This is a genomic window from Corallococcus terminator (genome assembly GCF_003611635.1).
GTDB lineage: Bacteria > Myxococcota > Myxococcia > Myxococcales > Myxococcaceae > Corallococcus > Corallococcus terminator.
This window is the reverse complement of sequence record NZ_RAVZ01000269.1, coordinates 1-14,033: the sequence shown is the minus strand read 5'-3', so window position 1 is coordinate 14,033 and position 14,033 is coordinate 1. Positions and strand designations below refer to the sequence as shown.

General features: G+C 69.2%; 12 protein-coding genes. 8 read left to right on the top strand and 4 right to left on the bottom strand.

Features of this window, described 5'->3' with window-relative positions; genetic code table 11:
* The first annotated feature begins 150 nt into the window (after nucleotides 1-150).
* The 4 genes from D7V88_RS30160 (at nucleotide 151) to D7V88_RS30145 (ending at nucleotide 4,618) form a co-directional block, all read left to right on the top strand.
* Nucleotides 151-1,182: a 50S ribosomal protein L11 methyltransferase gene (locus D7V88_RS30160; RefSeq protein WP_120544077.1), complete on the top strand. Its 1,032-nt coding sequence runs from the start codon at nucleotides 151-153 to the stop codon at nucleotides 1,180-1,182.
* Nucleotides 1,183-1,359: 177 nt separating this feature from the next.
* Entirely contained in the window at nucleotides 1,360-2,235 is an 876-nt protein-coding gene (locus D7V88_RS30155; RefSeq protein WP_120544076.1) for a hypothetical protein, read from the top strand.
* Nucleotides 2,236-2,276: 41 nt separating this feature from the next.
* Complete coding sequence (locus tag D7V88_RS30150; protein WP_147448920.1) at nucleotides 2,277-3,167, top strand: hypothetical protein; 891 nt, start codon at nucleotides 2,277-2,279, stop codon at nucleotides 3,165-3,167.
* A gap of 83 nt (nucleotides 3,168-3,250) precedes the next feature.
* The gene (locus tag D7V88_RS30145; RefSeq protein ID WP_120544074.1) at nucleotides 3,251-4,618 is read left to right on the top strand and encodes a DUF1444 domain-containing protein; all 1,368 of its coding nucleotides are present in this window, start codon (nucleotides 3,251-3,253) and stop codon (nucleotides 4,616-4,618) included.
* A 66-nt stretch (nucleotides 4,619-4,684) separates the two neighbouring features.
* On the opposite strand, the gene D7V88_RS30140 is transcribed toward D7V88_RS30145, so the two are convergent.
* Nucleotides 4,685-6,331 carry an endo alpha-1,4 polygalactosaminidase gene (locus D7V88_RS30140; protein ID WP_158625181.1) on the bottom strand — a complete coding sequence of 549 codons (1,647 nt, stop codon included), beginning with the start codon at nucleotides 6,329-6,331 and terminating at the stop codon, nucleotides 4,685-4,687.
* Nucleotides 6,332-6,566: 235 nt separating this feature from the next.
* Here D7V88_RS30140 and D7V88_RS30135 point away from each other — a divergent pair, with 235 nt between their 5' ends.
* The 3 genes from D7V88_RS30135 (at nucleotide 6,567) to D7V88_RS30125 (ending at nucleotide 10,626) form a co-directional block, all read left to right on the top strand.
* The gene (locus tag D7V88_RS30135) at nucleotides 6,567-7,331 is read left to right on the top strand and encodes a hypothetical protein (RefSeq protein WP_120544072.1); all 765 of its coding nucleotides are present in this window, start codon (nucleotides 6,567-6,569) and stop codon (nucleotides 7,329-7,331) included.
* The gene (locus D7V88_RS30130; protein WP_120544071.1) at nucleotides 7,328-8,806 is read left to right on the top strand and encodes a putative metal-binding motif-containing protein; all 1,479 of its coding nucleotides are present in this window, start codon (nucleotides 7,328-7,330) and stop codon (nucleotides 8,804-8,806) included. Before D7V88_RS30135 ends, D7V88_RS30130 begins: the two co-directional genes overlap by 4 nt.
* A gap of 149 nt (nucleotides 8,807-8,955) precedes the next feature.
* Complete coding sequence (locus D7V88_RS30125; protein ID WP_120544070.1) at nucleotides 8,956-10,626, top strand: amidase; 1,671 nt, start codon at nucleotides 8,956-8,958, stop codon at nucleotides 10,624-10,626.
* Nucleotides 10,627-10,665: 39 nt separating this feature from the next.
* Here D7V88_RS30125 and D7V88_RS30120 read toward each other — a convergent pair whose 3' ends face one another.
* Both D7V88_RS30120 and D7V88_RS30115 read right to left on the bottom strand, forming a co-directional pair.
* Entirely contained in the window at nucleotides 10,666-10,926 is a 261-nt protein-coding gene (locus D7V88_RS30120; protein ID WP_120544069.1) for a hypothetical protein, read from the bottom strand.
* A gap of 171 nt (nucleotides 10,927-11,097) precedes the next feature.
* Entirely contained in the window at nucleotides 11,098-11,946 is an 849-nt protein-coding gene (locus tag D7V88_RS30115) for an aminoglycoside phosphotransferase family protein (RefSeq protein ID WP_208726561.1), read from the bottom strand.
* A 598-nt stretch (nucleotides 11,947-12,544) separates the two neighbouring features.
* Between D7V88_RS30115 and D7V88_RS30110 the strand changes: the two genes are divergently transcribed.
* The gene (locus D7V88_RS30110) at nucleotides 12,545-13,471 is read left to right on the top strand and encodes a DMT family transporter (protein ID WP_120544067.1); all 927 of its coding nucleotides are present in this window, start codon (nucleotides 12,545-12,547) and stop codon (nucleotides 13,469-13,471) included.
* A gap of 36 nt (nucleotides 13,472-13,507) precedes the next feature.
* Here D7V88_RS30110 and D7V88_RS30105 read toward each other — a convergent pair.
* On the bottom strand, nucleotides 13,508-14,033 hold a 526-nt coding region (locus tag D7V88_RS30105), incomplete at its 5' end, for an alpha/beta fold hydrolase (protein ID WP_208726559.1).

Below are 14,033 nucleotides of genomic sequence, written 5' to 3'. Positions count from 1 at the left end.
GCCCCGAAGAGGCCATCGCCCGCCGCCGCACAGAAACGGCAGCAACCCGCCGCCCAGAAGAAGCCGCAGCCCACCGCTGAGCCCTTCGAGTTTCCGCCCGACGCCGCGTTCACCTGGCATTCGGAGAGTGACGAGCCCGCGCCCACGCGCCTGTCCCCCGTGGATGACGCGCTCAGCGCCGACACCGCGCTCAAGCGCGTCCGCCGGGGCGAGTTCCTGCGCTACACCGGTGACTTCCACAACGCGAAGCAACTGCTCGGCGCGCTGGGACGGCGGATCGAACGGTCCCCGCAGGCCCGCTCGCCGCTGGAGGCGTTCCGCGCCGAACGCCGCGCGCGGCAGTTGGAGCACTCGACGCTGTCGCGCATCGTCGTCGCGCTCGATCGGAACTACCGCCTGGAGCTCGCGCGCGCCCCGGACGTCTCCGAAGCGTGCCGGCAGGTGTGGGGCAAGCCCACGACGGACTTCACCGTCGTGCCACTCAAGCAGTTGCTCGGCATGCTCGGGGCCGCGGAGTGGCAGCGCAAGGGCCTGGCCGTCCCGGGCCTGAAGGGCCTGCTCCATCCGCACTACGGCGTCTACCTGCCCACGCGCACCGACTACGTGGAGCTGCTGGCGGCCGTGCCGGACGTGAAGGGCAAGCGCGTGTTCGACGTGGGCACCGGCACCGGCGTGCTCTCCTTCCTGCTCCTGCAGCGCGGCGCGGCGTCCGCCCAGGCCACGGATTGCGACTCCCGCGCGGTGGTGTGCGCACAGGAGAACGCGGAGCGGCTCGGCCTCTCCGAGCACTTCCAGGTGGCGGAGGCGGACCTGTTTCCGGAAGGCAAGGCGGACCTCGTCGTCTGCAACCCGCCGTGGATTCCCGAGCCGCCCAAGAACCGGGTGGACCGCGCGGTGTTCGACGAGGACAGCCAGTTCCTGCGTCGCTTCCTCGAAGGGCTCCCCGCCGCGCTCAACCCGGGCGGAGAGGGGCTACTGCTCCTGTCGGACCTCGCGGTGCTGCTGGGCCTGCGTCCGTCCGGGTGGCTGGAGGAGCAGTTCGCGCGCTGCGGCCTGACGGTGGCGTGGCGCAAGTCCACCCCCGCGCGGCACTCCAAGGCGAAGGACGCGGCGGACCCCCTGCACGCCGCGCGCTCCCGGGAGGTCACCACCCTCTACGGCCTCGTGCCCGCCGCCAGGTAGCACGGGGCGGTTCGACTCCACCGGGGCGCTTCCGGAACTTTCTCACGAAGGGGGTGAGGGAGTTTCGCCCCGGGTTTCGTTGATGGGCCAGGGCCAGGGAACGCACGGCGAACACCGCGCGCTCCCCAGGCCACCACAGGCCATCACGAACACCCCACACGGGGGGAGACACGGACCATGAGACTCCGGAAGCAGTCACAGCAGTGGACGGGCGCGGCGCTCGCGGGGGCCCTGCTCCTGCCCGCGGCGGCGCTGGCGAACGAAACCCATGTCTACGGCATCGCCAACTTCGGAGGCGCCGGGCAGTGCGATGCGTCCTCGCACTCCGTGCACACGAAGACGGCGGCGGAGTTCGCGGGCTACTTCAACTCGCTCGTGAGCGCTGGCCTCTGGACGGACGTCCGGACAATCAACAACTCCAGTGCGCGGGCGGACCTCTGGACCGATGCTTCGAAGGGAACCGCGGCCAACGCGCAGGACACCCAGGCGAATGCCGGCGTGGACGACGCGGACGTCCTCTTCGTGCACACCCATGGTGGCCACAACGAGTCGTTCCTGCGCAGTTGGCTCGTGATGGGAACCAACGCGGATGCGTGTGAAGCCATCACGGACATCCACATGAACCTGGGCAACGGCAAGCTGAACATCGCCGTCGTGAAGGCCTGCCAGTCTGGCGACTACCAGGTCTGGAAGCAGGGCGGATACCGGCAGGCGCTCGTGACGAGCACCAGCGGCTTCAGCATGTGGAATGCCTTTCACGGTGATTCGTCGTGCGGCAACTTCGTGAAGCGCTACGTGAAACGCTACGTGGCCAACTCCCGGGGCGATGGCGTGGGCGAGAACTGGATTGACGAGGCCTACGACTGGGACATCGGCAAGAACAACGACGACTGCCCGGTGTCCATCGTCTTCGGTGAAACCAAGGCGCTGCGTCTGGCGATGTTCGAGGCCGGCGGCTGGAGGGATCGCAAGAACACTGGGAGCAAGGTCGCCTCCAGCTACTTCTACGTGGGGGGCTGCGACCCCGACAACGGGCAGAAGCTGCCCGAGTGACCTCCTCCTCCACCGCCCTCGCACAGAGAGAACGAACCGCCATGAAGACCCATCTGCTCATCCGATTCCTGACCCTCCTTCCGCTCGCCGCCGCGCCTGGCTGTGACAGCGGGGCAGTCATGGAGCCCGCCGCCATCACCACCCAGATCGCCAGCGCGACCCTCGGCTTCATCTTCGATTCCACGGCGCTCGCCACGCCTCCCACCGGAGCCATCCCCACCACGCTGCTTCCCCGGACCGCGTTCGATGACGCCGTGTTGCAGCGTTCCCTGGTGGGAACGACCGAGCCCTTCACCCAGGTGGAGGAGCTGGGCGCCCGAAGGGATCTGGAGTCCCAGACCTGGAAGCTGGAGCGCGACCCGTCCGAAGGTCAGGTGCTGGTGCTGAACAAGGTCGGCAGTGGCCCGGAGACACCGCAGGAGCCCGCGATCTTGCAGCGGACCGCCATCGCACGCCTGCAGCGCTGGGGCATCCCCACGGCGGAGCTGGGGCCGGTGCGGCAGGTGAAGTCCTTCATCCAGAGCGAGGTGAACTCGGTCATCGAAGCGCCCGTGCTCCACCGCCACAAGACCTTCGTGATGCGCGCCATCAATGGCATTCGCGTGGAGGGCCACCGCGCGGTGGTGTCCCACGGCGCGGATGGCAGCTTCCAGCGCGCGCTCATCAGTTGGCCGCCCCTGGCCCGTGCCGGCCACCTGCTCCGGACGCGGCTGACGACGGCGCAGATCGAGCAGCGGGCGCGCGAGGCGCTGTGGGCCGAGGGTGAGACCGCGGGCGCCGTGCACCTCTCCTGGAAGTACGTGCCCACCCAGCTCAGCACGGGCGAATGGGCGCTGACGCTCCAGGTGAACGCTGTGATGCCCTCGGTCACCGGCACGACGAGCACCGAGGAGCCGCGCGTCATCGACGTGGACGTGAGCGCCGTGCCCTAGCGTTCGCTACCCGTACAGCCGCCGCCCTCGCGACCGCGCCATTTCACCTTGCGTGGGCGGCGGCAGCACCTTGAAGCGCACCCATGCTCCATGGGTTGCGCGCAGCCTCCCCGGCGATGTCTTCTCCCGACCCCATGTCACGCAATGCGCAGTGGAAGGTGGCCCTCTTCGGTGTCTCGGTCCTGGTGCTCGTCGCCGTGCTGGTCTTCGCCAGCGGGACGAGGCAGGTGGCCGGTCCGTTGGACCCGGAGGTGATGGAGAAGGACGCGTTCGCCCAGCAGGCGCTTGAGGCCCTCCGTGCCGCGGGCGCCCCGGGCGAGCTGACGTACGATCCGGAGCGCTTCCTCATCCAGGGCTTCACCCCGGACGGCGGCTTGGGGATGTCGTTCTTCCTCACCAACTTCTACGCCGAATATCGGGCCTCTTCGCCAGAACGGCGCGGCGAGGTGCTCGCGCGATTGGGGCGGGCAGGCGTGCTCTCGGACGCTCCGGAGACCTACGCCCAGGCGCGTCCGCACCTGATGTTGGTGGTGCGCGCTCGCGACACCTTCGAACAATTCGCCCAGCAGTCCGACGATCCGGGGCCGGTGTCCTGGCGGCCACTGGGGGAGGTGCTGGCGGAGGCGCTCGTCCAGGACACCCAGGAAGCCATGCGCTACGTCTCTCCGGGCGAGTTGGCGCGCTGGGGCATCTCCTACGAGCAGGCCCGCACCGATGCGATGACCAACCTGCGCCGGCTGGACGCCGTGCCGCTCAGGTCGCTGACCCTGGGCGCCTGCGTGCTCTCCACGAGTGACAGCTACGCCGCCTCGCGGCTGCTGTTGGATGAAGTGGTGAAGGGCTGCGAGGTCAAGGGAGAGCCGGTGGTGATGGTGCCCAACCGGGACACGCTGCTCATCACCGGCGCCGAGGACGCGACGGGCCTGCTCGCGGTGGCGGAGGTAGGCATGGAGGGCGTCAAGGCGCCGCGACCGGTGGACGGGCACGCGCTGCGCCTCACGCCCGACGGGTGGAAGCCCTTCCTGCCCGAACCAGAGAGCCCGTCGCGGAGCCTCCTGGAGAGACTCGCGTTCATCAGCCGGCTGCGCGGCTACCAGGAACAGACCGAGCGGCTCCGGAGGGAACAGGAGAAGGACAGCGAGCAGCTCTTCATCGCCGGCTACCTCCCGGAGCAGAACGACCAGGGGCGCCTCTTCGGACAGGCTGTCTGGTCCAGCGTTGGCGCGACGCTGCTGCCGCGCGCGGAGGTCATCGTCTTCGTGGACGCGGCGCTGGGCCCCGACGCGCCCCCGGTGGCCTCCGTCCGCTGGGACCTCGTGGTGCGCGACGCCGGGACGATGCTGATGCCGGAGCCGGGGCTGTACCCGGAGCGCTACCGCGTGCAGGGCTTTCCCTCCAAGGAGCAGCTCCAGCGCTGGAAGGCCGACCCGACCGCCATGGACGTGCCCTGACGTGGCGGCACGCCCCATGGCGGGTGGCAAGCCGGAGCGGGACAACAACCGCCCCGGCCTGTCGCGCTACCAGCAGGTGAGGTTGAGGTTGTTGTAGCGGACCGACGCGGTGCTGAAGACCAGGGTGCGCATGTCTCCCTGGACGAAGCCGCTCTCGCCGCAGGCGCAGGTCGTCCCGGTTCCCGTGCACGACGACCAGTTCGTGAGTTCGTCGCTCGAATCCACGCGGTACTCGGCGTTGAAGACCGCCTTGTTCTGGTTCGCGAACCAGGTCTTGTAGGCGCCGCACTCGTTGTACTTCTGGCACTGCTCGTTGATGGCGAAGTCGAAGGAGCTGGCGAGCGCGGGGATCTGGTCGACATCGTTCTTCAGCGCGATGCCCAGACACAGGGAATGGGCCGTGTCGGCCAGCCAGCGGTTGTATTCGAGCTGGTTGTTCGCCGTGAGGCTCCAGCAGGCCTGGTCGGTGCAACTGATGCTGTCATCGTGCGAGTAGCCGTCGATGTTGTCCGGCTCCACCGCGTCACAGCCCTTGTTCTTCGCCAACTGCAAGCGGGACGTCATCACCGTCCGCACCGCCTGCTTGCGGTAATCCAACCACCACTCACAGCCGCCGCCGCTCTCACACCATTCGCCCAGGATGTGGACGGACTGGGCGCAGTCCTCCCCGGGGCTGCAATAGGTGTCCTGGGGGAACTGGCCGGCATCGCTCCGCCAGTCTTCGTAGGTGCCGGCGCTGAAGTAGCAGACCACCTTCTTGCCGGCGTTCTTGTACTCCTGGATCTTCGCGGTCGACGTGTTGAAGAGGTCCACGACGTAGACCTGCGCGTTGAGGTTCGTGGGAATGGCGCTGTTCTCCAGGTCCCACATCCAGGTGGTGCCCTTGGGGAAGGCCGGCAGCGTGCAGGCCGTCCCCTGGCCACAGACGTTCGGGGTGCCACCGCCGCCACACGTGTCCGGGCTCTGGCAGCCGCCGCAACTGGAGACCGTGCGCGCCTGGCCGCAGTTGTCGGTGCCACTCACCTGCCCGCAGGTCGCGCCCAGCCGCGTGCAGAAGGCCGCGTTGGTCTCCGCGGTGCACGTCGTGGGGATGTCCCAGGACACCTGGAGGCGGAGGCTGTCGAGCTGCGCCGCATCCGTCCCCGCGCCCTTGATGAGGCGCGCGCGAATCTCGCCGGTGCTGGAGACGAAGTGGGAAGCCGCCTCCGTGCCCGGGAGGTTGAGCGTCAGGGCCTGGGTCCACACCCAGTCGCCGCGCCCCTGCGAGTTGGCGATGTTGACCCAGCTCGAGGTCGTGAACCGGTAGAGCTGCCACTGGTAGTAGGACGTGGCGACCCCGGGTCCCTGGTACTTCGTCAGCAGTTGGAGCTGGGTGACTTGAGCAGGGGTTGGCGCGGCCTGGGTGAGGCTCGAAAGGTTGAAGGTCAGGTAGCCCGTGTAGGTCGGGCTGAACTCGATGTACTGCGCGTAGCAATCCGCGTACGCGCCCACCGTGCAGTTCGAGCTGTTCGTCTTGAGCACGGTCATGCCGCCGCTCTTGCCGGACGCGTCCGTGTTCGCCAGCGTGCTCGCGGTGGAGAAGTCGATGACCTGCGTGCCAGTCAGGGCCTGCTGCTGAACCGCCAGCTCCCGCGCGTCATCGCCCTCCAATGACATGCATCCAGACAGCAGCAAGGCAAGACACGGGGACAGCCAGGCAATCCGTTTCGACATCACGCCTCCAGGTTGGGGGGCGCGGCTATCACATGGAGGCAGTCCGGGTGCAATGCCAGAGCGCAGCGCCTCGGCAGGCCGTCCGGTCAGGGCACGCCCATCGTGGCAGTGCCGGTCTCTTCGCTGCCTGTCAGGTGTACTTCTCCGACGACAGCAGAAGAAACCATGTCCTGAAAGCATCAGACGGAGAGGGGCTCATTTGAGGAGGTGGGTCGGGTCGGTATCTTCCACTCCCATGGACCTGCGAATCGTGCTCGGCCTTGCGCTGATGCTGGGGTCGCCCGCCTGGAGCCAGCCGGCGGCCTCCGCGGGCCCGGACTTCCAGGCCCGGATGTCCGCCGCATCCCACGCCTACGAGGAGCTCGACTACGAGCACGCCCTCCAGCAGCTCGACGCGGTGAATCTCGTAGCGCGCGACAGCAGGGAGCGGGGGCAGGTGGCCATCTTCCGAGGGCTCGTGCTCGCGGACCTGGGACGCCGGCAGGAGTCCCTGGCCTCCTTCAAGGACGGGCTGACCCTGCTGCCCGACGCAAGCCTTCCGGTGAAGGTGTCTCCCAAGGTGTCACGCGACTTCGAGGAGGTGCGCCGGACCGTCCAGCGTGAGCTGACACGCAATCCCCGCCCACCCTCGGATACACCGCATGCGCTGTCGGATGCGCAGCTCGCGCGGACTCCGGCCCCCGAATTCGCTCCGCCCGGAGTGCAGGCGGAGGTACAGCGCACGCGCGCCATGCCGGTGCTTCCAATGGCCTTGCTGGGAGGGGGCGTGGTGCTCGGCGGCCTCGGCAGCTACTTCGGCCTCCAGTCGCGGAGCAACGTGAATGCCGCGCGCGATGATGCCTTCTACAGCAACCGGACCGCGCACCTGGACAGCGCGCGGGGACAGGCGCTCGCGGCCAACGTCCTATTGGGCGCGGCCATCACCGCCGCCGCTGGAGGCGCCATCACCTGGCTGCTCACGGACGACCCGCCGTCGCCGCGGACGGAGGTCTCGCCATGAAGCGCGCCGTGGCCGTGGGACTCGGGTTGCTCTGCATCACCTGCACGGTGCCGGACATCGAGGAACTCGAAAGGGAGCGCCCCAGCGGGTGCGACGCGAGCCACCCCTGTCAGGTCCAGGTGCTGCTGACCTACGACGGCTTCCGTCCAGGCTGCGTCACGCTGCGACTGGTGGACGCGGAGGACGGAGCCAGGATTCTGGAGCTGTCGGTGGAGCCGCCCGGGCTCGCGGGACCGGGGACGGCGGAGGCGGGATTCGTTCGCCCGGCAGGATGGAGTGACACCGTGAAGGTGTCGGCGTCCGCCCGCGAGCGCTCGTGCTCGGGCCTGGAGGTGGCCACCGCGTCGGCGCAGGGGGTTGTTCCCGAGAAGGGGACCACCACGCTCGAACTGGAGTTGAGCGCGCGGGATGAAGATGGCGATGGCTACGTGAGCATCGCCTCCCGGGGCACGGACTGTGATGACCGCTCCGCTTCCATCTCCCCGGGCGTGGAGGAGCGCTGCGACTTCCTGGACAACAACTGTGACGGCCAGAAGGACCCGGCGCCCGTCTGTGACGGCTTTGATTGGAGGATGACCGAGCCCGTCACAGGTGCGAGCTTCCAGGACGTGGCGCCCCACGCGCGCAACCAGGCCTGGCTCGTGAGCAGCAACAACGACGTGCTCGCCCACGTCCGCCGGGAGACCGACGGCGGCTTCGACATCGAGCGGTTCACCGATTGCCACGGGGCATGGTCCACCGCGTGGGCGCGACCGAGCGATGGGCGGGTGTTCATGGGCTCCGGGGAGGGGCGGCTCGCCACGCGGACGCTGTCCGCTGGGGAACCCTGCGCGCTGATGTCCTTCAACGGAGGCGGGGCGGCCATCCAGGACCTCGTGGGCTTCGAGGCGGACGGAGGCACGACGCTCTACGCGGTGAGCAAGGCCGGTGACATCCTGCGCTGGGACTACCCTGCGGAGCCGGTGCGGGTGGAGCGCGTGGACGCGGACCTCCGCGCCATCCACGGACTCGACCCGCGCACACTCATCACCGTGGGCCAGGCGGGCGAGGTGCCCGTCGCGTACCACGTCAACGCGGACGGAGGCCCGTGGCTGAAGGAGACACTGCCGTCGCCCTCCGGAGGACAGGTCGCCCTGCACACCGTGCACGTCGTGGCGCCGGGCCTTGCCTACGCGGCCGGAAGCCAGGGGCTGTTCCTGGAGCGGGCGGCGGGAACCTGGAGCACGAAGCCCCCCTACCCCGTCTTCGTGGATGGTGGCGTCTCGCCCGACATCCTCGACGTGGTGGCCTTCGGACGGGGCGCCGTCATCGCGGTCCTGGGCTCGGACGACCTCGTTCGTTTCGATGGAACGACCTGGAATGACTTCCGCTTCGGCACCCAGGTCTTCACGACCGTCGAAGGGCTGTCATCGGACGAACTGTGGAGCGCCACCCTCGACGGTACCGGGTTCTACTGGGGCCCCCAGGCCCCGTGAGGTCCTGCCTCGGGCTCCCCTGGCTTCGCCATGAAGGACCTGGGCACGAGACCTCATTCATGGAGGTCGGCGCGAGCTGGGGGCGCCCTTCCTCCCGGTGAAGGCATCTGGTCCACTGAGGTCCCCTTCCCACACTGGGTGCCCACTCCATGACGAAGAAGACGGCTGCGTCCCACGTGAACCCGCCTGGTCTCTCCCGCCGTACGCTCCTCGGGGCCGCGGCGGCCGTGACAGGGGCGCTGGCTGCCCGGGATGCGCACGCGGAGTCTCCGACCGCATCACCGGGCACCACCGCGGCCGGGGCGTTCGCATTCGAGGAGGCGACGGTCGCGGAGCTGCGAGCGGGCCTGGAGTCCGGCAAGCACACCGCGCGCGGACTGACGGAGGCCTACCTCGCCCGCATCCGTGCGCTCGACCGCACGGGGGAGCTGCCGTTGTGCTCCGTCATCGAAACCAACCCCGACGCGCTCGCGATGGCCGAAGCGCTGGACGCCGAGCGCAAGGCAAAGGGCGCGCGCGGACCGCTGCACGGCATCCCCGTGCTCATCAAGGACAACATCGCCACGGCGGACCGGATGCAGACCACCGCGGGCTCGCTCGCGCTGGTGGGCGCCCTGCCCCCGCGCGACGCCTTCATCGTGGAGCGGCTGCGCGCCGCCGGTGCCGTCCTCCTGGGCAAGACGAACCTCAGCGAGTGGGCCAACTTCCGCTCCACGCATTCCATGAGTGGCTGGAGCGCGCGCGGTGGCCTGTGCCGCAATCCGTACGCGCTGGACCGGACCCCTTCCGGTTCGAGCTCCGGCTCGGGCGCCGCGACCGCGGCCAACTTCTGCGCCGTGTCGGTGGGCACCGAGACGGACGGCTCCATCGTCTCCCCCGCGTCCGCATGCGCGTTGGTGGGGCTGAAGCCCACGGTGGGGCTCGTCAGCCGCGCGGGCATCATCCCCATCTCCTCCACCCAGGACACCGCCGGCCCCATGACGCGCACCGTGGCGGACGCAGCGGTGCTGCTGGGCGTGCTCGCGGGCGAGGATCCACGCGACGCGGCCACCGCCACGGGCCGGGGCCGCGCCCACGCGGACTACACGAAGTTCCTCGACCCGAAGGGGCTCGCGGGCGCGCGCATCGGCGTGCCACGCGAGCGCCTCTTCGGCTACCACCCGGCCACCGACGCGGTCGTGGAGCGCGCGCTCGAATTGATGAAGGCGCAAGGCGCGGTGCTGGTGGACCCCGCGCCCCTGCCCAACATGAACAAGCTCGACGGGCCGGAGCTCGAGGTCATGCTCTACGAGTTCAAGGCGGGCCTCGAGGCCTACCTCGCACAACTAGGTGAGGGCGCCCCGGTGCGAACGCTCGCGGACCTCATCGCCTTCAACGAGAAGCACCGCGATCGCGAGATGCCCCACTTCGGCCAGGAGATCCTGCTCCAGGCGCAGCAGAAGGGCCCGCTCACCGACGCCACCTACCGCAAGGCGCTCGCGGAGTGCCGCCGGTTCTCGCGCGCCGAGGGCGTGGACGCGGTGATGAACAAGCACAAGCTGGATGCGCTCGTGGCCCCGACCCAGGCACCGCCGGGGCCCATCGATCTGGTGCTGGGCGACCACTGGCTGGGCAGCAGTTCCACCCCCGCCGCCGTGTCCGGCTACCCGACCCTCACGGTGCCCGCGGGGGATGTGCACGGGCTGCCGGTGGGGCTGTCCTTCATCGGCCGCGCCTGGAGCGAGCCCGTGCTGCTCAAGCTCGCCTACGCCTACGAGCAGGCCTCCCACGCGCGGCGCAAGCCCGGGTTCGCGCCGAGCATGAACCCGCGCGGCGCGTAGGCCGGAAGGCAGCACGGCTGCCTCCCGTCACAGGAGCGGCTACTCGTAGGTCGGGCTGCAGCGGTTGTAGGCCCAGACGCACTGGCGAAGCGGCGCCTGCCGACAGGTGTCGAAGGTCCTGAACTGGGCGCAGTAACACTCCCAGCTATTTCCCGACGTGCACGAAGGCCCGAGGCTCTGCGCGCCCGGCCCGCTCTCCCCGACCTCGGCGGCCGGCTCGGCGGGAGCCTCCGCTTCAGTGGGCTGACCACCACAGGCACTCAGGGCCACCAGCGACATCATCACGAAGAAACGACGCATGTCCGACTCCAGGAGAAGGGCAAACCGCCGCAGGATGCGGCCCCCCGACGCTGCGCCAGGGCCCCCCGTGAAGTCCAGGGGGCCCGTGCCGAGACCTCGCGTGGCCAGCGTCGCGTTCCTCCAGGCCGTGGTGGCTTCAATGTTGCGAGCACGCAGGAACGGCCTCCTCGGCTATGCCCGCCGCAACAGGTGCGCAGTCGCAAGAAACGGTTCGGCAAGGTCATCCATCTTCATCGACAGCAGATACAAGCCCGTCGAGACGCGCTCAATGTAGCCCCACTCCCAGATCGCCTGCGCATCCAGTCCGCTGCGGTCAGCGAGGATCCGGCAGAAGGCGCGCGCCCGTTCCGGAGCCTGACGGAGTTCGTCACACCAATCCCGCAGCGCGACGCCGAGGTCGTAGGCGGGGTCGCCAAAAAATCCGTCCGGGTCCACCAGCACGAAGCCGGTTTCAGCGCCGGCACGCGGGGCGAGCACACGGAGGGCGTTGGCCGGCACCGCATCCCCGTGCAGCCTGACACTCTGGAACGAGCCAACGGCCCCCGACCGCCGCTCGACGAAATCCAGCGCCTGCTCGACAACGGCTCCGTCGATCGGGTGCCCCAGTTGCTCCCATAACGACTCAATGAGGATTCCCAGGCTGAGCGCCTTGTTCTCGAAGGCGAGCCCGTCGGCGGGTGCCTCCCACGCGGTTCTCAGCAGCTCGACCAGGACTTCGAGCTGGCGCCCCGGCGGCAAGCCGGATTGCACCATGGAGGCACCCAGCGGTTCGAGGAGCATCGCGTTGCTTTCGGCGGCGTAGTCGAAGAGCCGCACGTAGCCGCGCCCCGCGGCCGCGGCAATCGTGGCGGCCTGCGACGCGAAGTCTGCAACGGGCGAACCGACCTTCAGGATCGCCTCCGATCCTGCCGCCGTGCGAACGCGCGCGACGAACGCCGCGGTGCCTCCCTCCAGGGACTCACCCACATCGAGTGACCACCTTCGCGCCAGGGCATCCACAATCGCCGGCAGCCGCGACAACCACTCCTCACCCTGGCCCCCCAAGCCCTCTGCTCGCTGGCGCACCCGTGGCGGGATATCCACGGGTCTGGGCGACACGGGAGAAGACGTCACGTGTCCAGGCTCATCCACTGGACGCTGAAACGGTCGGCGCGCATGCCGGAGAGTCTTCTCCACCTTGTCAGCCTCGACAAGCGGGTTGGCTGACAAGGTTTTCGTCGACGACACACCGAGGATGGGATGAAGCGTCGCATCCAGTCCCTGTCATTGGAAGGACACGGACGCAGGTGCGAAACCCGTGTTTGTCTTTTCACACGACGGCGCGCGGGTGGCGCGCGCGGCATGGACCGGTAGCCGCCAGTCGGCCGCTCCCACGCACACTTCGTCCCACGGCCGCGGGTTCCGGCTCCGAATCAGCGGAGGACTCCGGGTAAGGGAGATTTTCCGCGATTCTCGGCGGTGCCCTCGGCGTTTTCAGAGCAGCGGGTGCTGTCGCAGCCGGGCGGTACCGGTTAATCAAGAGCAGGTCCGCCCCCGGACACCCCGACATGCTCCCCACCGCGCCCGCACTCCATCCCGTCGCCCCTGCCCTGCCTCTCCACCCGGTGGAAGTGCACCGATGAGCCCGCGTCGCGACGCTGACGCATTCAGCTTCCAGGTGATGGTGGGCCTGTGCGCGCTCTGGGGCATGCAGCAGGTGGCCATCAAGCTGGCCGCGCACGACATCGCGCCCATCCTCCAGGCGTCACTGCGCTCGGGGTTGGCCGCACTGCTCGTGGGCCTCCTCATGACGTTTCGTGGGGGGTGGGAAGGCCTGCGTCAGGGGACGCTGCGAGGGGGCCTGCTCGCCGGCCTGCTCTTCTCCGCGGAGTTCCTGCTGATCGCGCTGGCCCTCACGTACACCAGCGCGGGCCATGTCGCGGTGTTCCTCTACACCGCACCCGTCTTCTCCGCGCTCGGACTGCACCTGCTGCTGCCCGGTGAACGGCTGCGACCGCTCCAATGGATGGGCATCGCCGTGTGCTTCGGAGGCATCGCCGTGGCATTCGCTGGCGGGGCGACGCTCACGCACTTCGACGCGCGCATGTTGCTGGGCGATGCGCTCGCGGTGGGCGCGGGCCTCGCGTGGGGTCTCACGACGGTGGTCGTCCGTGGCTCGCGCCTCTCCGAAGCGCCGCCGGCCCTGACGCTGTTCTACCAACTGGCCCTCTGCTTCGTGCTGCTGCTGGGCGTGGCGCTCATCACGGGGCAGGCAACGCACATCTCCGTGACGCCCATCGCGGTGGGCAGCGTGCTGTTCCAGGGCATCGGCATTTCCTTCGCCAGCTATCTGGCCTGGTTCTGGTTGCTGCGCCGCTACCTTGCGTCCAACCTGGCCGTGTTCTCCTTCATGACGCCGCTGTTCGGCGTGACCATGGGAGTGCTCATCTTCAAGGAGCCACTCACGCTGAGCTTCGTCGGGGGTGCGGCCCTGGTGCTGGCGGGCATCGGACTGGTGAGCGGCGAGGCCTGGCTGCGCCGGAGGCTGACGGCGGCCCGGAGCTGAAGGAGGAAGTCCGGGCCGGGAAGCTGCTGCGACGGCTCAGCGCCCATGCACCTGGCGCGATGTCGTCCCTCTGGCGGATGCCGACGACGCCAGCAACTCCGGGCCGGGCCATGCGTTGCTCGGCCGTCCTTGCGCCAGGAAGTCCACCACGGGCGACACGACCTCCGGCGCATAGAGGATGCGGAAGTGCCCCAACCCCTGCGTGCGCGTGAGCTTCGCCCCCGGCCACGCCTTCGCCACCGCTTCGCCCGCCCGCAGCGGCACCTCGCGGTCCCCCATGTCGTGGAAGATGCGCAGCGGCACCTCCAGCCGTGGCGCGAAGCCGGGCACCACCAGGTCCGCCAGCCGCATGTCGAAGCGCGCTTCGATTCGCGTCGCCATCCGCCGCCACACGTCCTCTGACAGGCCCACCGTGTCCGCGAAGGCCCGGATGCCCGCCAGGGGGTCGGACGGCGGAGAGATGAAGACCGCGCGCTCCACCTTCATTCCGTCCCGCAGCGCCACCGCCGTGGCCGCCGCGCCAAGCGAGTGCGCCACCACCGCATACGGTCCACCCGTAGCC

Coding starts and splice junctions, on each gene's coding strand:
- D7V88_RS30155 (WP_120544076.1), top strand. CDS start 1,360: ATGAGACTCCGGAAGCAGTCACAGCAGTGGACGGGCGCGGCGCTCGCG.
- D7V88_RS30150 (WP_147448920.1), top strand. CDS start 2,277: ATGAAGACCCATCTGCTCATCCGATTCCTGACCCTCCTTCCGCTCGCC.
- D7V88_RS30145 (WP_120544074.1), top strand. CDS start 3,251: ATGCTCCATGGGTTGCGCGCAGCCTCCCCGGCGATGTCTTCTCCCGAC.
- D7V88_RS30140 (WP_158625181.1), bottom strand. CDS start 6,331: ATGTCGAAACGGATTGCCTGGCTGTCCCCGTGTCTTGCCTTGCTGCTG.
- D7V88_RS30135 (WP_120544072.1), top strand. CDS start 6,567: ATGGACCTGCGAATCGTGCTCGGCCTTGCGCTGATGCTGGGGTCGCCC.
- D7V88_RS30130 (WP_120544071.1), top strand. CDS start 7,328: ATGAAGCGCGCCGTGGCCGTGGGACTCGGGTTGCTCTGCATCACCTGC.
- D7V88_RS30125 (WP_120544070.1), top strand. CDS start 8,956: ATGACGAAGAAGACGGCTGCGTCCCACGTGAACCCGCCTGGTCTCTCC.
- D7V88_RS30120 (WP_120544069.1), bottom strand. CDS start 10,926: ATGCGTCGTTTCTTCGTGATGATGTCGCTGGTGGCCCTGAGTGCCTGT.
- D7V88_RS30110 (WP_120544067.1), top strand. CDS start 12,545: ATGAGCCCGCGTCGCGACGCTGACGCATTCAGCTTCCAGGTGATGGTG.